Below are 15681 nucleotides of genomic sequence, written 5' to 3'. Positions count from 1 at the left end.
TATACGAACCGAAAACATATCGTCATTCCCGCGAATGCGGGAATCCAGGATGCCGAATATAGGATTAACAACGATGATGAAACAACTAAAAGCCGGTCTGGCCGGCATAGCTTTATACGCGACCTGCAGCGTTGCAGATGCTTCAATTGATTTGCATTTTGCACCCCGTAGCCAAACTGCAAATGCCATTGAAATAGGCTTGAATATTTCCGGTTTGGGCGACGATGCGTTAGCAACCTATGATTTTAATATTCAGTTCGACCCAACACATTTGGCTTTCGCCGGCGTGGATTTCGGCGATCCCGTGTTGGGCAACCAGTTGGATGTGCTTAATTTGGGTGGAAACAGTTCCGCCGCTGATTTGCTTGCTCCCGGCGTACTGAATCTGTTCGAGTCGTCATTGGACGACGCGGCGGATTTACAAACCCTGCAAGCCGGTAACTTTACGCTGGCGATCATCCGCTTCAATGTGCTGAGCGGTGGTAGCAGTGAGCTTGATTTACTGATTAACGGTTTGGCGGATGCCGAGGGTAACGCATTGTCGGCAAATGCGGCGCCGCTTACCGTTAATACGGTCGCCGCCGTGCCGCTGCCGGGGATGTTCTGGCCGATGGTTGGCGGGTTTTGGGTGGTACTGATGCGGCGCAGGAGTTAGTCAATGTAGCCTGGATGAAGCGAAGCGTAATCCGGGAGACAATTCGGTGAATAGCCTAGATTTAGACGCACTTCATGCTGGCTAGTTGCTAAGCGTGGGCTTGGGTGATATACGGAACTTTATAATTACTTGTTAGGAGAGTGATTTGAAATGTCAGAGCAATATTTAGATTATACAAGGAGTTACACTACTGTCTTGGCGGAAATTGCTGACTACCTTTCTCGATCCTCCCTACCCTACCTTGAGAATATCGCACTAAGGTTCTCCTATGCGCTTGAAGAAAAGGTCTTAGATCTTAAAAGCGGTAATGAGCAAGCTTTTCTGACCACTGTTCTGGTAAAAGTTACCAACGAAATGTTCGGAGAAATTGGGGCTATACGAAATGGAGCCTTGCTTGCGTCATATCACCATGCGCGTGCAGCTCTTGAGCTGTTTGCTTCACTTGAGCATGTATATTGCAATCCGTTAAAAAAACAACGAAAGCTAGATAAATTTATTCAATACCCGAACGTATCCAAGTATCAGCATTTCCAAGATTGGCAAACGTGCCTGTCTGAAGGAAAAATAACGCATGAAGAGTTTTTGAACGGTTGCAAGGTTTCTGAAAATAACTTTCAAGAACTCAAGTCTAAAATGCCTGATTGGCAACGTATTTGGAAGTTACAGGAAAGTAACCCGAGCAGTATCCTTAACTGGCATCACCCTGCTTCAATAAAGGGGCTATTTGAATCTTCTGACGAGACAAAGAGTCTTTGGGAAACATATGAAATGCTTTGCCATTTAACTCACTTGTCGCCGCTTGGGGAACGGGTAACAGGGGGGCTCTTCTTAATTGGGTTCCCACGTGATGGCAAAGATTTTGACTACCAAAGGATTAATTATCCAATTCACGGGGCCATTCTCGCTGCTCAGCAGATCACTATCTGCCTTCAGAAAAAGGTAGGAGCAGGGTTAATTGAAGGGGTGCTCGATTGGGTTCCGAACGATGAGGCTAAATTACCCACGTAAGGCAGACGGTTTACCGGGTTCGGCCGAATGGCAGCCTCGTAGGTCCGGGGGCGCGTTGGTCTTCCCTGGCAAATTGAAAGGCTGGTATTTAAATTTCGCACAACCGCTTATGCAGTATATATGAACGGTGGTCTGGGCTATGCCTGAAACTATTCCCGATCACCCAATTTAGGCAGCCGATCCGCCAAACCCATCGCATGTCGCGTCAGTAGTTGCTTGGCAAAGGGCAGGTGGTCCAGCATGGTCAAGCCGGCGTTGCGGACGGCGGCCAGCGGCAGGTTGTCGTTGGAGAACAGCTTCACCACGCTGTTGGTAAAACCTATGGTTTTGCCGTGATCCTGTTGGCGTTGCCTGCTGTAGTTTTTCAGCAGGCGGGCATCGCCTAAATCGCCATTGCGTTCGTGTTGATCAAGCAACATTTCCGCCAGTAATGCCACATCGCGTATCCCCAGGTTAAAGCCTTGGCCGGCCACCGGATGCAGTTGATGCACGGCGTTGCCGATGATGACGGTACGGCCGGAGACCATGCTTTCGGCGCGGATCAGGCTCAAGGGAAATGCCCGACGCGGCGCGGCCAGTTTCAGTTCGCCTAAGCGGTAACCGAAGCAGTTTTGTAGCTCGGCGAGAAATTCGCGGTCGCTGACGTTGATCAGGGTTTCGGCTTGCTCGTGAGTGCGGGTCCAGACCACCGCCGATTGTTTACCCGCTACCGGCAGCAAGGCCAACGGGCCGAATTCGGTGAAGCGTTCGAAGGCGATGTTGCGATGTGGTAGCGCCGATTGCACGGTGGTGACCAGTGCGGTTTGACCGTATTCGGTAACTTGCTGCGGTATTTCCAACAACTTGCGCACCGTGGAGTTGCCGCCGTCAGCACCGACCAGTAACTGCGCATTGACGTTTAACGAGCTGCCGTCGTGCTGCTTCAAACTGACGTTTACTGCATCTCGGCCGGACATTAAGCCGGCGACCCGGGTTTGATACAGACAAACCGTGTCGGTTTTTTCCACCAGATCGGCCATGTGTTGTTCGATGTCGCGGGCAACGATCACATAGCCCAAGGCTTCCACGCCCTGATCTTCAGCGGCTAGCCGGGTTTTCCCAAAATGGCCGCGGTCCGAGACGTGGATATGTTTGATGGCAGTGGCTTTATCGGCCACGCCGCGCCAGGCGCCCAAGTCATTGAGCAGTTCCACGGTGCCGGCCGCCAGGGCCAGCGCGCGGTCGCCGGCCGGCGAATGGCGTAGCTGTTCGCGGCTATTGGCTTCGACCAGGGCTATCTTCAAGCCGCTGTTTTTCAGCGCCAGGGCCAGACAGTTACCGGCTAGGCCGGCGCCGACGATGATCAGGTCGAAATCGTGTTGCATGGTTTAGCCCGCCATCAGCGCTTCGATGTCGGCAACGGCTTTAGGAACGCCATGCGTGAGAATTTCATGGCCGTCTTTCGTCACCAGCACATCGTCTTCGATGCGTATGCCGATGCCGCGCCATTGTTTGTCGACGGTTTCGCAATCGGCGGGTACGTACAGGCCGGGTTCGACGGTTAACACCATGCCCGGTTCCAGCAAGCGCCATTCATCCTTAATTTTGTAATCGCCGACATCGTGCACGTCCATGCCCAGCCAGTGGCCGATGCGGTGCATATAAAACTGTTTGTATTTTTCGTCTTTGATGAGTTTTTTGAGTTTGCCTTTTAACAGGCCTAGTTCGATCAGGCCCTTGGTCAAGGTTTCTACCGAAGCCTCATGGGCTTTGTTCCAGGGATTGCCGGGCTTGATCTCGGTCAACGCGGCAGCTTGGGCGTCCAGTACCAGTTGATAGAGTTGTCTTTGCGGTTCGCTGAATTTGCCGGACACCGGAAAGGTGCGGGTAATGTCGGCGGCGTAATGGTCGCACTCGACGCCGGCATCGATCAGCAGCAAATCGCCTTTGTTGAGTTTGTCTTTATTTTCGACGTAGTGCAGCACACAGGCGTTTTTGCCGCCGGCGACGATGGACGGATAAGCCACCGCGCGCAGGCCGTCTTGAATGAATTCGTGGATCAGCTCGGCTTCGATTTGATATTCGTACACACCCGGTTTGCAAGCCAGCATGGCGCGAACATGGGCTTTGGCGGATACCTCGCCGGCGTGGCGCATCAATTTCAATTCTTCCGCGCTTTTGAATAAGCGCATTTCGTGAACGATATGTTCCAGCGATACCAGTTCGCCCGGCGCCGTGACGCCGGAGCGCGACTGCTTGCGGATGTGGTTGATCCACTCCAGTAGTTTATGGTCCAGGTCGCTGTCCTTGCCCATCGGGTAAAATACCTTGCTTTTGTTTTCCAGCATACCGGGCAGGATGTCGTCCAGATCGTCGATGGGGAAAGAATCGTCGGCTTCGTAGTGTTTGGTGGCACCTTCCAGGCCGGCGTGGGCACCTTCCCACAAGGCTTTTTTCTCGTCGAACTCACGGCAGAATAGGATGTATTCGCCTTGCTCGCGGCCGGGAATGAACACGGCCATCGATTCGGCTTCGTTAAAGCCGGTCAGGTAGTAAAAGTCACTGTCCTGGCGGAATGGGTAGTGGACGTCGCGGTTGCGGGTGCGCTGCGGCGCGCTGGCAATGATGGCGATGTTGCCCTTGCCGATTTGCTTCATCAGGCTGGCGCGGCGTTTTTTGAATTCGCTTTGTTTCATGGTCGATCTACTTGATTAATGCGGTTGCGATTGGCCGAGTTCGGCAAATTGATCACGGACGGTAAACACGGCAGCGCGCACATATTCGCGGAGTTCGATTAAGGCGTTTTCGTCGTCTTCGTCACCGACATCGGTGTCGATTTTGGTGAGTTCTATGATGTCGCGCATCACTTCAGCGGTGTCGCCCGGCCAGTCGGCGCCGGTTTGCGCGTAACCCACGCCGAATAAAAAGCCCTGGCACCAACAGCGTAAGGCTTCTACTTGCTCATCGAGAGGATCGTCGTCCTCCGGCATCAATAAATCAAAGGCAAAATCGTCATTCTGGTTTTCCAGCAATACCCGGGTTTTTTCGAATACGCCATGCAGCAAGGCTTTGTCTTCGTCGATCAGCTGTTGCTCGTTGTCTATCAGCTCGCGCAGCCAGTTTTCCACATCGGCGCGGATTTCGACGCAGAGCATGCCGGTGGCGATGCCATGCGCCTCGGCGGCGCCGATGTCGGCGTCTTGTTGCTCTAAAATTGCTTCAATCGAACGGTAGGTCATCTGGGCTGTGTTTCCTATTAAAGCTGTTTAATAACATGGCTTATGCTAACATTCTTAGCCATCTACGATGATTATAACGTCATATCGGCCCATACTCCTGCTATGTCTCAAACAGAAAAAGATCCGTCAACCGAACTTGAAGCATTGGAAGCGAAACTGGATACGCTGATCGCGCAATTCAATCAAGTCAAAAACGAGAATAAATCCTTGAAAGTTAAACAGGATGCCTTGGTTAGAGAAAAAGCCAAATTGTTGGAAAAAACCACGTTGGCCAAAAGCAGGGTGGAAGCGATGATTGCCCGTTTGAAAGCCATGGAGCACGATTCGTGAGTAAAGCCGTCCAGCCTGTTTCACTGAATATCCTGGATAAGGAATATAAAATCGCCTGCGCCGCCGATGAAAAAGACACTTTGATCAATTCGGCTCGCGAGCTGGATAGGCAAATGCGCAAAATTCGCGATACCGGCAAGGTCAGCAGTACCGACCGGATCGCTGTATTGGCGGCCTTGAATTTGGCTCACGATCTAGTGTCTTCCAATAAAGCCGAAAGCGGCAGTAGCGTCGATATTTGTGCGCGTTTGGCCGATTTGCGTAACAAGATAGAAAACGTTTTGGAAAACCCGTAATTCCCCGGTAGACTATAAGTCCAATCTCCTGCGGCGTTCGAGCAGTACTGGGTGTTTCCTGAACCTGTTTTTACCCCGGAAACTTTTTGCCATTCATGGTGCGCATGCCTGTTTATTCAGGAAGCCTGATTGATTGGATTTGGTTTCCACTTGAGCCTTCGGTTCAAGGACGAAAGTATCAGACGGCGCAGGCGGGAGATCTTCTTCGTGTTTCCTTCTTAGTTCAAGTAAAGCGCCAATTCGGCGCTTGATCAATGCTCATAGGCTGTTGATTATCTCGCCAGTTTGTCAATTGCTACCCGGCTTCCAGCGCTTTTTGGTAACAGATCTTATCTTTTTTGGAACTTGCGCCCGGCAATCGAGACTTACCGGCGACGCGATGCATTTGCAGCCATGCTGCGTTGCTGGTCAGAATATGCTTATTGTCTTGACGCCCTGAAGTTTAAGCCTTAGGGTCTACGGCAAAGCGACAACACTTAATTCAAACACTCTGGAAACATGACTATCGAATTTCTGATCAATATGGCGATTGAGCTTCTCGGTGCTGCGGCGGCCTCCTTTTTGGCTTACCGCTCGTTTCAGAAGCGCCGGATTCAGCTCGGTGCGGAACCCACCCTGCCGCAGTACTTTATTCGGCGCAGCACTTACTGGACCGGGATTGCCCTTTACTGCGCGTTAATGGCGGTATTATTCTGCTTGCTGACCTGGCAGTGGTTGCCGTTGGAGCCGCTGGTAACGCTGATCGTCAGCCAATTGCGCGCAGGAGAGTTGGTGAATCTGCTCTACGGTCTGGACGGCAATAAACTGTTGCCGCTCATCGCCGCCGGCATAATGTTGTTTTTTGCCGGGTGGGAAAACCCCTTTAACCCCTTGCTGATTTTACGGGACAGCATACACGACGCGTTTGCAATTCCGACCAAAGCCGTCGAAGTTTACAACGCCCTGATCAAATCCCGGCTATCGGCGGCGGACGATAAAATAAAAGCACAAATCGCCGATCGGCTATTGGTGCAAAGCATAGACTCGGGCGATTTTGATAAATCCGGCGCGACGGTTGAATATAAATGGGCCCATAACAGCCTGTTGTTTGACCAGATCCAACATTATGCCGATCAATCTTCATATCGACGCCTGTTCAGCGAGCCCTCGCTGAAATGGGGGGAAATTTGTATCTCCTACAACGCTATGTCGGAAAAAGTCGCAGTTTGGAAAGAAGCCGAGCCGCATTACACCAAAACCGTCAATCTGCTAAAGGATTTGGATCGGCTAACCGGCCTGCTTTGCCGGTTACTGGCGGCGGCGGTAGTATTCGGCAGTCCCAGTGAGGACGATATGTGGACCACCGTGAAAAAACTCGGCGGCAATGTCCACGAAGCGCGCTTGAAGCATACGTATAAATACGTGCTGATATTTGCCGCGGCGACAGCGTTTGGCGTGATTTTGGGCCGCGAAGTGTCGGTGGCGCTGCACAATGTATTTCTGTTTCCGGGTACGCCGCTGGCGCACTTTAGCTATACCACCTTACGCTGGATAGCGTATTCGGTGGCGATTTATGTATTGCCGATTGCGCTAGTGTTCGTAATGCGGAGTATCGCCTTCAGACACCAACAGGAACCCGCCGAACACTATTATGGCTTCTACATGGCGGTGATGTTTGTCGGCTTCGTGGTCAGTACCACCATATCGACATTCATCCTAGAGCTGACGTTTTATCATCGGGATGACTTTGATTTCCTGGATAGTTTCCTCGACCATGCGCGCTGGGGAATCATGCCAGCCCTGATCAGCGGTTTTGTCGCCTACCGGATGGACGCGCCGGCCAGCGAAGCGGAAGCTTTGAGCAAAACCGTCATTTCCGCCGTGTTGCGGTTTCTAGCCTGGGGCGGGATTGCGGTGATTTTTATGCTGTATGCGACGGATGATTTGGCGATTGATAATCTGAATCTGCGGTTTACCTTGGTGGGGACGGCCTTCTTCGTGATTGGCTTATTGGGCGCTACCGCCCGGTTTAAAACGGCGAGTGATTGAGGGAGATTTGTTTTTGGTGGGTATGGGGTTTTGGGCCCATGTGGTGATGGGGACTATGTGTCGCTAACGCGACTGCTGTTTTAGAAGTCGGGTCTCGGCCCGACAGCCGAGGTACTTTCTTTTGCTCCGCCAAAAGAAAGCGACGTAGGGTGGGCACGGTTTTTGTGCCCACGCGGGTTTGATGTTTGTGTGTCGCTGGCGCGACGGCTATTTTAATGTCGGTTCGCGGACCGACAACCGCGATACTTTTCTTTGCTTGTCCAAAGAAAAGTATCCAAAAGAAAAGACACCCGGATGCCGCTTTGGTCCTGCGCTCCGAAGCTTTTATCGAGGGTCGGCAGAAGGGGCTTCCCAGCCCCTCCGCCGACGCACCGCATCCATGCGGTGCCCCTTCGGGCTATTCTCGATAAAAGCTCCGGTGCTCGGCGCGGCATACGGGAGAAACCCCGTGCCAACTCCGCAGTTTATTTTGTATGGGGTTTTGTGGAGCGCATTAGCGATAGCGTAATGCGCCGAATGATTTAAGGCTCACATATGGCGCAATACGGCTACTCCTATTGACGCCCTACGAATTGCGTCTTACGGCTTTTTCAAACACTAAATTTTCATACTCACGTACCCCAGCAATCACTGGATTCCAGAGGGCTATGTTATCGCCGTATTGTTCGAAGATTTTTCCATGATTCTTTTCTGCGATAATTTTCATCTGCACAAAATTACTTTCAAAGGATTTTTCCTCTGGAAGTTCATTTCTAATGTCAGTTTCGGTTATTGTTGTTACACCTGAGCGTTCTAATTTTAGGAATGCGTTTAATATTTTCGAATTTATTTGATTTTGTCGCTTTGCCCAAAGTTTAAGCCGCCTGTTAACTTTGTTTATCTCCCGCATGTCTGATTTCTTATAGACTTCTACCTCCATGGGGTTTGCTAGCATACCTTCAATTTCGGATAATATGACAAGACTTTGTACGATTTCCGAATGAGCTTCCTTCTCTAAAGCGCCCTTGCTTACCATAAAGGCAGCTGACTCAAGGTGTCCTTTTAGCTTGACTAGTTTAGGTTCGATGCTGTTCATTTCATTCTCCCAGGTGAAGCAAAAAGACTATCCTACTAGTCATTTTTAGTCAATACGAGAGATGTGGTTAGTAAATATGTGTGTGCCTGGATAGGATCTGTAAATCTTCCAGAATTGGATAATATCTGTTAGAAGTGAATTAGAAGGTTGGCCTAGTCGGGAGATCATTTCTGCTCGTCAATTTTGTTTGGGTGCAAGTAAACGGCAGCACGAAGAGGTTAAAAATTGACTTATTGGTTTGAGCTTCGATTTTGAGACGAATTCCCCCGTATGCCGCGCCGAGCACCGGAGCTTTTGAACGGAATAGCCCGTTAGGGGTGCGGCATGGGATGCCGCACGTTGCCGAAGGGGCAGGAAGCCCCTTTCGGCAACCCCGTTCAAAAGCGAGGAGCGCAGGAAATAAGCGGCATCCGGGTGTCTTTTCTTTTGGGTACTTTTCTTTGGACAAGCAAAGAAAAGTATCTCGGCTGTCGGGCCGAGACCCGACATAAAAACAACCGTCGCGTTAGCGACACAAAAAAATCAAACGTTATACGGCGTAGAAATCCAATCCCGTAACACCGCCTCGTCCCTCTCCGGCAAATACGCAAAATCCCCTGAGATGTCCTTGTAGACCGACTCGGCGCTGTAGGTTGAGACCAGCTTGCCTTTCACCATGTAGAAGTACCAGGCAAATGGATAGCCGGCCTGGCGGTCGAAGCGGCTTAGGACATTACTTAAAGCGCTGCCTTTTTTACCGGCGAAGTTTTCCAAATGCGGCAAATTGTTTTTGTGGGTGTTGACGATTTCCACGTTGACGATTTGTTCGCCAAAGCGGCCGGTGTGCCGGTAGGGGCGGATAATCCAGTCTTCGGACATGCTGTGTTTCTGACCGGCACTGCTGCGGTTCCAGTCTTCCATGAAGCGTTGAACGGGATGTTCACCGGGATGACGCTCGTTGATGACTTCCATGAACAGCTTGACATCGGTTTTGCGCCGGTAGGTATATCTTGAATGTCCAAAGCCGAAACTCTCGATGCAAAAGGGCTGCAACGGGTCGATGAATTCTTCCAGGTCGTCGGGCGGATTGTTTTCATCCACCAGCATCCGGTCCGACACTTCGTGGGTTTTATCGATTTCGATCAAGGTAAAGTCTTCGGCTTTGGTACCGGTCTGAACCACAAAATACAGGGTTTTGCCGGTCTGTTTGGTGGCTATCAGCTTTTGTTCCAGCGTGTAATCGATCAGGGTTTGCAGGTTTTGCCCGCATTCCAGATAGCTGCGTTCCACCCATTCGATTAAATCGTTGGCGATGCGTTTGCCGTCCATATCCACCACGCCGCCTAGCCGGTACCATTCATCGCCGGTTAATGCCAAACGGATAGGGTGGTCGGGGATCAGCGCCTGTAGTTTGCTGAGCAGTAAATCGTCGGTTTGACCGGGGATGATTTTTTTACAACAATCGGTAATGTCTTGTCCGGCAAGATTGAGTCTTGATTCAGTCATGATCGGCTTCAGGAGTAGAGTTTGAAGTTAAGCGTTGCTGCACTAGTTCGCGGACATCCGGTTCGGGATCGTCGGCTAGTCCGGCTAAATGGGCCGGATCTACTTTTAGTGCCGCAGTGTAGCGTACTACCCAGTCGCTGTCATTTAGTAGCATGGTCGCGTCATCCGGCGACATGCGTTCCGCGACGATACGGCGCACATCCGGTGAATGGTCGGCAGCCATCAGCCCCAGGCTGACTTCCGGCAGCCTTTCGGCAACGCGTTTGCGTACTTGCAGGTCCTCATCCTTGATAAAGCGAAACAAGCGGCCTGGCGCTAGGCGTTTGGCTACCATCAAACGCACGATATAGTCGGGATCGTTAGCCAGCAATTCCAGATGTTCCAGATCGATACGGTCAGCGACCGTCATCCGTACTTCGCGGTCCGGATCCTCGATCAAGGCCTGTAGTTGCTGGGCCGGAAGCCGAAAAGCCACGGCGCGGCGCACTACTTCGTCTTCGTCGGTGATCAGCGCCGATAAGGCTTTTAGCGGTGCGTAGCGTACGGCGATGGCGCGGCGTTCCCAGAACGGGTCCTGCAGATAATGCGGGGCATAAGCCGGATTGACCCGAAAGAAGCGGTCGATCTGCCGGCCGCTATTGATGAACACGCAAGTATCGCCGGGCATGCAGCGGCCCATTAACAGGGTTTTCCCCCGGAATGGGCAGAGGCTGCAATCGGCGACGGGCAGAGTAACAGGGCTGTCTTGTTCCGCCATGTTATCGCCTTATTCGGGGATAACTTCTGCTATTACAATGCCTGAGGCATTCTCGTAATTATCGGTAATCCGTAAACAATGTTCCCGGCCATCGACCAGATAAAGATTGAAGCCGGCGCCTTCGAATAAGGGTTCATTGTTAGGCAGGTCGTCATCCATGCAATAGGTGAAATGCACGCCGGGATATTCGCCGCGCAGTCCACTCACCACGGTTTCGTCCAAGACGTGGCCGTTAATTTTGTTGGCTATGGTTTGTAGTTGCTCTGGACTAATCATCGCTAAGATTCCTGTTCGAAACAAATTCGTTGCACGGGCTGGATGCCCATCGATTTGGCGAGCCACGGTGGCGGGGCATGCGCTAAAACGATTTGCAGCTGCTTGATAATTTGGGTTATGGCTTCGCCCTGATCGGCTTTGACCGGATGAATGCCGTATTTGATAATTTTCGCCGCCGCCGGACCGCCGATAGAGGCAATATACAGCACTCGGCAATCGGCTATCAGTTCCGCGCGGTAAACATTTTTGTCGTCATGTTGTCGTTGCGCTTCGCTATCGATGCTACGCACATCAATGAGACGGGCGTCGTCGGCCGCAATCTGATAGACCAAAAACTGTCGGCACGAACCGAAATGGCCGCTGACTGTTTGCGGATCGTCGCTGCCAATAGCAATGCGGATCGAGCTGGCGGTTTCGGGTAATAGCGGGCTATCGGCTTCCGGCCTTTTGGCCTCGGCATTTTGCAGGATATTCAGCGATTCGCAGATGCTGTCAGCATCGGCGGCGATACCGAAATTGTTCAGTGCTTGTCGAAACTGGGTTTCGCCGAGTTCCGCTAAGCTTTTGTCGTTTAAAACCGGCCCGGTACAGGCACGCAACACTGATATGAAAAGTTTGGGAGGGGTATCGGGCAGGGCGCGAGCCGCAAGCCCGATGCGCAGGGCCAGTTCCCGGGTTAAGGTAGACTGGCTCATGGCGTTACGCCGCTACAGGCAAAATACAGTTGTCGATTGGGCAAACCTTGACGCATTGTGGTTCGTCGAAGTCGCCATTGCATTCTGTGCATGTCTTTTTGTTGATTTCAAAGACGATCGCACCTTCCTTAATTGAGTCCGTTGGACAGACGGGTAGGCAATCGCCGCAGGAGATACATTCGTCAGCAACAATGTATAAAGTCATGGTAGCCTCATAATTCCGATAGACGTTTAGCTTGTAAAGTCATGGGGATTTTAGGCGGAGTATCCAAAGGCTCAAAGTAATATTTTGAACCGTCGCCTAACACGACTTCGCCGCCCCATTTGTCAGGGGTGTCGAACTCTAAGGATTCGATGGTTTCTTCCAGGTCTTTTTTGGCAATGTAGAACAGCAATTTGCCGTCTTCACGTTTCCTGAGCATGACGCTAGGCATTGGGATTCTCCAGACAAGTGTAGGTCGGGTTACGACTGCATGGATGCAGAAGGATAGGTAATGCAGGAGCAATTACCTATCCATGCGCCGTAACCCGACACGATGTGGTTGACTAGCTTAAGAAGCGGTGGGCACCGCCATCGGTGCCCACCCTACGATTAACGGATCAAATCGTAGTTGTAGTCGGTGGTTCCCATGCCTTTGGTTTCTTTATCCAACTGTTCCAGCAAGGCATTCACAATGGTGGTCAGCAAATACATGCCGCCTTCGTAACCTAAAGTGGTCATGCGGTGTAGATGGTGACGATCAAAGATTGGGAAGCCAACACGGATCAATGGAACTTCGAACTCTTCGCCTTTGTAAAAGGTGTCGCGTTGAATGAATTTACCGTAGGAGTTGCCGATCATGAAGTCGGGTTTGTTAGTGAACATCAATGAACGGAAATGCCACAAGTCCTTACCAATATGTACTGTAGCAGTTTGGCCGTATGGAGACGCTTTCAACACTTCTTCAACCGCTTTTTTGTAACGTTTGTTCGCATGGTTGACCAACACATCGGTTACCTCGGCGCCCATTTCCAGCAGGAATTTGGTCATACCTAAAGCAAAGTCTGCGTCGCCGTACAAGGCGAATTTTTTGCCGTGTAACCAAGCGTGTGAGTCAGTCATCATGTCAACATAACGGCCGCGTTCCACTTCCAGCGATTTTGGAATCGGTTTGCCGGTCAGTTCGGAGATTTTCATCAGGAACTGGTCGGTCCACTCCAAGCCCATTGGGATGTTTAGCTTAGGTGCGTCATGTTTCCAACTGTTTTCAACGAATTTTTTGGTTTTTTCCAATTGCCAAGGTTGCAACAGAATGGTCGTAATCGCATTCGGCGCATCTGTAACTTCGTCGATTGTGGTGCCACCGGCATACATGTTGAAGTGGCCATCAGCAGGCGTATCCAAAACTTCAGTAGGATCGCTCAACAAAGTGTGGTCAACGCCCATTTCGTTCAACATCCGGTGAATGACGCGGAAGTTGCCCAAATAGGTTTCAAAGCCAGGGACTAAGTTGATTTTGTTGTTACTGCCAACTTCGTATTTACCTTCAGGCATCATACCTTTTTCAAGGGTGAAGTAGCGAGCAATGCCTTCGAACATGTTGTCCCAACCTGTGGTATGGCTACCAACGAAGCTAGGGGTGTGAGCGAATGGTACAGGGTAGTCTTGATCGACGTGGCCTTCTTTTTTAGCGTTGTTGATAAACGCGTTCAAGTCGTCGCCGATAACTTCAGCCATACAGGTGGTCGATACTGCGATCATGGTTGGTTTGTACAATGCTTTAGCATTTTCCAAACCGGCAAACATATTTTTTTGACCGCCGAATACCGCCGCGTCTTCAGTCATAGAGTCGGACACGCAAGAAATAGGCTCTTTGAAATGACGGTTGAAGTAAGTACGGAAGTAAGCGACGCAGCCTTGTGAACCGTGCACGTAAGGCATGGTTTTTTCGAAACCCAGTGCGCAAAGGACAGCGCCCAGCGGTTGGCAAGCTTTTGCAGGGTTTACCGTGATCGCTTCGCGTTGGAAGTTTAGATCTTGGTATTCCTGAGTTGTCGTCCATTGGAAGACTTCGTCAATTTGATCTTGCGGATGACGTTCTTCGTATTGCTCACGTTTATTGGCCAGATTTTCCTTGTATTCGTCGGTTCTGAATAAAGGATAACTTGGTTGAATATTGTCGACTTGTTGGCTCATGATAATCTCCTAACGCGCCACTAATCTGTGGTCCGGCGTTGATTGGATTTTGCCGGGAATGACTCCCGACCGATATTTGGCACCTGGTAAGGTGGACGCAAGCCCACCTTTCCGGGAATTAAGGTGGGCTTGTGCCCACCCTACGGATTACGCAACCGCTTTGACGGGTTCGCTCTCAGTAGCCTCGGTTTTCCAAGGTGCTTTAAAGCTTTTCCAGCAAGGGTTGTTGATGGTCATGTCCATATCGCGGGCGAAGATCGCAAAACCGTCGTAACCGTGATAAGGGCCTGAGTAATCCCAGGAGTGCATTTGGCGGAAAGGCACACCCATTTTTTGGAAAATATATTTTTCCTTGATGCCGGAGCCGACCAAGTCAGGTTGGACTCTTTTTACGAATTCTTCAAATTCGTAGCCTGTTACGTCGTCATACAACAAGGTGGCATTGCCCATTTCCTTGATAGTACGGTCGTAGTCGTCGTTGTGACCGAACTCGTAACCGGTACCAACCACTTCCATGCCCAAATCTTCGTAGGCACCGATAACGTGGCGAGGACGCAGGCCGCCGATGTACAACATCACGCGTTTGCCTTCCAAGCGTGGTTTGTATTTAGCGATGACCGCGTTGTATTCAGACTCGTAACGAGCAATAACGCGTTCTGCACCTTCTTTGATGGTGTCATCGAAGTGAGCGGCGATTCTGCGCAAAGACTCGGCGATTTTAGTTGGGCCGAAGAAGTTGTACTCGATCCAAGGGATGTTGTACTTTTCTTCCATGTGCCGAGCGATATAGTTCATCGAGCGGTAGCAGTGAATCAGGTTCAACTTCACTTTTGGCGTTTTTTCGATCTCGGCAATGGTACCGTCACCGGACCATTGTGCAACGACGCGCAGACCCATTTCTTCCAACAAAGTACGTGATGCCCAAGCATCGCCGCCGATGTTGTAGTCGCCAATGACGGCTACATCGTATGGAGTCGTTGGGAAGCTTTCGTCGCCATCACGGTTTTCCAATACCCAGTCGCGAATCGCGTCGTTGGCTATATGGTGACCCAAAGATTGAGATACACCGCGGAAACCTTCGCAACGTACTGGCACGATGGTTTTGTTGTACTCTTTGTTTTTAACTTTGGAAACCGCTTCGATATCGTCGCCGATCAGACCAATTGGGCACTCGGATTGAATCGAGATACCTTTGTTCAGAGGGAACAACAATTCGATTTCGTCGATACATTTAGCCAGTTTTTTGTCGCCACCGAATACGATGTCTTTTTCGGTAAAGTCCGAAGTAAAGTTCATCGTACCGAAGGTGTTGACACCTGTAGTACCTACGTAATAGTTACGGCGACCGGCGCGGGAATATTGTCCGCAGCCAACCGGGCCGTGAGAAATATGGATCATGTCCTTAATAGGACCCCAAACCACCCCTTTTGAACCGGCGTAAGCGCAACCACGAATGGTCATTGTGCCCGGTAAGGATTTACGGTTGGACGTGATGCATTTATTTGATTTTTCCAAGCTTTGATCGTTTACGGCCAGATGTTTGGCGCGATCGGCTTTGGCTTTTTCGGGATAGACTTCCAGCACTTCTTGAATAAGCGCTTCGGTCTCTTCTCTTGTCATGGCTGCCATGATGTAATCCTCCTGGTAGTCGTGGGTAATCCCCCACAGACCTGTTAGGAACA

Annotated in this window: 17 protein-coding genes and 1 other RNA gene; 6 read left to right on the top strand and 12 right to left on the bottom strand. The window is 50.9% G+C overall.

What is annotated here, in order from left to right:
* Nucleotides 1–73 precede the first annotated feature (73 nt).
* Nucleotides 74–655: a cohesin domain-containing protein gene (locus tag EBA_RS19395; protein ID WP_192376236.1), complete on the top strand. Its 582-nt coding sequence runs from the start codon at nucleotides 74–76 to the stop codon at nucleotides 653–655.
* A 150-nt stretch (nucleotides 656–805) separates the two neighbouring features.
* The gene (locus EBA_RS19390) at nucleotides 806–1663 is read left to right on the top strand and encodes a hypothetical protein (RefSeq protein WP_192376235.1); all 858 of its coding nucleotides are present in this window, start codon (nucleotides 806–808) and stop codon (nucleotides 1661–1663) included.
* A gap of 149 nt (nucleotides 1664–1812) precedes the next feature.
* On the opposite strand, the gene ubiH is transcribed toward EBA_RS19390, so the two are convergent.
* The 3 genes from ubiH to EBA_RS19375 are packed head-to-tail and all read right to left on the bottom strand — an operon-like array spanning nucleotide 1813 to nucleotide 4881.
* Nucleotides 1813–3027, bottom strand: a complete 1215-nt coding sequence (ubiH, locus tag EBA_RS19385) for a 2-octaprenyl-6-methoxyphenyl hydroxylase (RefSeq protein WP_192376234.1) — start codon at nucleotides 3025–3027, stop codon at nucleotides 1813–1815.
* Nucleotides 3028–3030: 3 nt separating this feature from the next.
* Nucleotides 3031–4338, bottom strand: coding sequence for a Xaa-Pro aminopeptidase (gene pepP / locus EBA_RS19380; RefSeq protein WP_192376233.1), 1308 nt, complete (start codon nucleotides 4336–4338; stop codon nucleotides 3031–3033).
* Nucleotides 4339–4353: 15 nt separating this feature from the next.
* The gene (locus EBA_RS19375) at nucleotides 4354–4881 is read right to left on the bottom strand and encodes a UPF0149 family protein (protein WP_192376232.1); all 528 of its coding nucleotides are present in this window, start codon (nucleotides 4879–4881) and stop codon (nucleotides 4354–4356) included.
* A 102-nt stretch (nucleotides 4882–4983) separates the two neighbouring features.
* Here EBA_RS19375 and EBA_RS19370 point away from each other — a divergent pair, with 102 nt between their 5' ends.
* The 4 genes from EBA_RS19370 (at nucleotide 4984) to EBA_RS19355 (ending at nucleotide 7535) form a co-directional block, all read left to right on the top strand.
* Nucleotides 4984–5211, top strand: a complete 228-nt coding sequence (locus EBA_RS19370) for a TIGR02449 family protein (RefSeq protein WP_192376231.1) — start codon at nucleotides 4984–4986, stop codon at nucleotides 5209–5211.
* Nucleotides 5208–5507, top strand: coding sequence for a cell division protein ZapA (locus EBA_RS19365; RefSeq protein WP_192376230.1), 300 nt, complete (start codon nucleotides 5208–5210; stop codon nucleotides 5505–5507). The genes EBA_RS19370 and EBA_RS19365 overlap by 4 nt, the downstream gene beginning before the upstream one ends.
* A 22-nt stretch (nucleotides 5508–5529) precedes the next feature.
* A non-coding RNA gene (gene ssrS, locus EBA_RS19360) (6S RNA) lies at nucleotides 5530–5709 on the top strand.
* Nucleotides 5710–6005: 296 nt separating this feature from the next.
* Nucleotides 6006–7535, top strand: a complete 1530-nt coding sequence (locus EBA_RS19355; RefSeq protein ID WP_192376229.1) for a hypothetical protein — start codon at nucleotides 6006–6008, stop codon at nucleotides 7533–7535.
* A gap of 565 nt (nucleotides 7536–8100) precedes the next feature.
* Here the strand turns inward: EBA_RS19355 and EBA_RS19350 are convergent.
* The 9 genes from EBA_RS19350 to nifD form a co-directional block, all read right to left on the bottom strand.
* The gene (locus EBA_RS19350) at nucleotides 8101–8610 is read right to left on the bottom strand and encodes a hypothetical protein (protein WP_192376228.1); all 510 of its coding nucleotides are present in this window, start codon (nucleotides 8608–8610) and stop codon (nucleotides 8101–8103) included.
* Nucleotides 8611–9132: 522 nt separating this feature from the next.
* The gene (locus tag EBA_RS19345) at nucleotides 9133–10095 is read right to left on the bottom strand and encodes a hypothetical protein (protein ID WP_192376227.1); all 963 of its coding nucleotides are present in this window, start codon (nucleotides 10093–10095) and stop codon (nucleotides 9133–9135) included.
* Nucleotides 10088–10852 (bottom strand): 4Fe4S-binding leucine-rich repeat protein, encoded by a 765-nt coding sequence (locus tag EBA_RS19340; protein WP_192376226.1) that lies wholly within the window; start codon nucleotides 10850–10852, stop codon nucleotides 10088–10090. The genes EBA_RS19345 and EBA_RS19340 overlap by 8 nt, the downstream gene beginning before the upstream one ends.
* Before the next feature lie 9 nt (nucleotides 10853–10861).
* Entirely contained in the window at nucleotides 10862–11128 is a 267-nt protein-coding gene (locus EBA_RS19335; protein ID WP_192376225.1) for a DUF6129 family protein, read from the bottom strand.
* A 2-nt stretch (nucleotides 11129–11130) separates the two neighbouring features.
* Nucleotides 11131–11823, bottom strand: coding sequence for a nitrogen fixation protein NifX (nifX, locus tag EBA_RS19330; protein ID WP_192376224.1), 693 nt, complete (start codon nucleotides 11821–11823; stop codon nucleotides 11131–11133).
* Between the two features lie 4 nt (nucleotides 11824–11827).
* Nucleotides 11828–12028 (bottom strand): 4Fe-4S dicluster domain-containing protein, encoded by a 201-nt coding sequence (locus EBA_RS19325; protein ID WP_192376223.1) that lies wholly within the window; start codon nucleotides 12026–12028, stop codon nucleotides 11828–11830.
* A gap of 7 nt (nucleotides 12029–12035) precedes the next feature.
* A complete protein-coding gene (nifT, locus tag EBA_RS19320; protein ID WP_192376222.1) occupies nucleotides 12036–12257 on the bottom strand; it encodes a putative nitrogen fixation protein NifT in 222 nt (73 codons plus the stop codon).
* A 158-nt stretch (nucleotides 12258–12415) separates the two neighbouring features.
* Nucleotides 12416–13999 carry a nitrogenase molybdenum-iron protein subunit beta gene (nifK, locus tag EBA_RS19315; RefSeq protein ID WP_192376221.1) on the bottom strand — a complete coding sequence of 528 codons (1584 nt, stop codon included), beginning with the start codon at nucleotides 13997–13999 and terminating at the stop codon, nucleotides 12416–12418.
* 147 nt (nucleotides 14000–14146) lie between these two features.
* Complete coding sequence (gene nifD, locus EBA_RS19310) at nucleotides 14147–15628, bottom strand: nitrogenase molybdenum-iron protein alpha chain (RefSeq protein ID WP_192376220.1); 1482 nt, start codon at nucleotides 15626–15628, stop codon at nucleotides 14147–14149.
* Nucleotides 15629–15681 lie beyond the last annotated feature (53 nt).

This window comes from Methylomonas albis, from assembly GCF_014850955.1.
Lineage (GTDB): Bacteria > Pseudomonadota > Gammaproteobacteria > Methylococcales > Methylomonadaceae > Methylomonas > Methylomonas albis.
The sequence above is the reverse complement of the archived record's forward strand: the minus strand, read 5'-3'. Positions and strand labels throughout refer to the sequence as shown.

What these genes read in the sequence shown, in the direction of transcription:
- EBA_RS19325 (WP_192376223.1), bottom strand. Translation starts at nt 12,028, where the DNA reads ATGACTTTATACATTGTTGCTGACGAATGTATCTCCTGCGGCGATTGC.
- EBA_RS19350 (WP_192376228.1), bottom strand. Translation starts at nt 8,610, where the DNA reads ATGAACAGCATCGAACCTAAACTAGTCAAGCTAAAAGGACACCTTGAG.
- EBA_RS19390 (WP_192376235.1), top strand. Translation starts at nt 806, where the DNA reads ATGTCAGAGCAATATTTAGATTATACAAGGAGTTACACTACTGTCTTG.
- EBA_RS19395 (WP_192376236.1), top strand. Translation starts at nt 74, where the DNA reads ATGATGAAACAACTAAAAGCCGGTCTGGCCGGCATAGCTTTATACGCG.
- EBA_RS19355 (WP_192376229.1), top strand. Translation starts at nt 6,006, where the DNA reads ATGACTATCGAATTTCTGATCAATATGGCGATTGAGCTTCTCGGTGCT.
- EBA_RS19340 (WP_192376226.1), bottom strand. Translation starts at nt 10,852, where the DNA reads ATGGCGGAACAAGACAGCCCTGTTACTCTGCCCGTCGCCGATTGCAGC.
- nifK (WP_192376221.1), bottom strand. Translation starts at nt 13,999, where the DNA reads ATGAGCCAACAAGTCGACAATATTCAACCAAGTTATCCTTTATTCAGA.
- nifT (WP_192376222.1), bottom strand. Translation starts at nt 12,257, where the DNA reads ATGCCTAGCGTCATGCTCAGGAAACGTGAAGACGGCAAATTGCTGTTC.
- EBA_RS19345 (WP_192376227.1), bottom strand. Translation starts at nt 10,095, where the DNA reads ATGACTGAATCAAGACTCAATCTTGCCGGACAAGACATTACCGATTGT.
- pepP (WP_192376233.1), bottom strand. Translation starts at nt 4,338, where the DNA reads ATGAAACAAAGCGAATTCAAAAAACGCCGCGCCAGCCTGATGAAGCAA.
- nifX (WP_192376224.1), bottom strand. Translation starts at nt 11,823, where the DNA reads ATGAGCCAGTCTACCTTAACCCGGGAACTGGCCCTGCGCATCGGGCTT.
- nifD (WP_192376220.1), bottom strand. Translation starts at nt 15,628, where the DNA reads ATGGCAGCCATGACAAGAGAAGAGACCGAAGCGCTTATTCAAGAAGTG.
- EBA_RS19335 (WP_192376225.1), bottom strand. Translation starts at nt 11,128, where the DNA reads ATGATTAGTCCAGAGCAACTACAAACCATAGCCAACAAAATTAACGGC.
- EBA_RS19375 (WP_192376232.1), bottom strand. Translation starts at nt 4,881, where the DNA reads ATGACCTACCGTTCGATTGAAGCAATTTTAGAGCAACAAGACGCCGAC.
- ubiH (WP_192376234.1), bottom strand. Translation starts at nt 3,027, where the DNA reads ATGCAACACGATTTCGACCTGATCATCGTCGGCGCCGGCCTAGCCGGT.
- EBA_RS19370 (WP_192376231.1), top strand. Translation starts at nt 4,984, where the DNA reads ATGTCTCAAACAGAAAAAGATCCGTCAACCGAACTTGAAGCATTGGAA.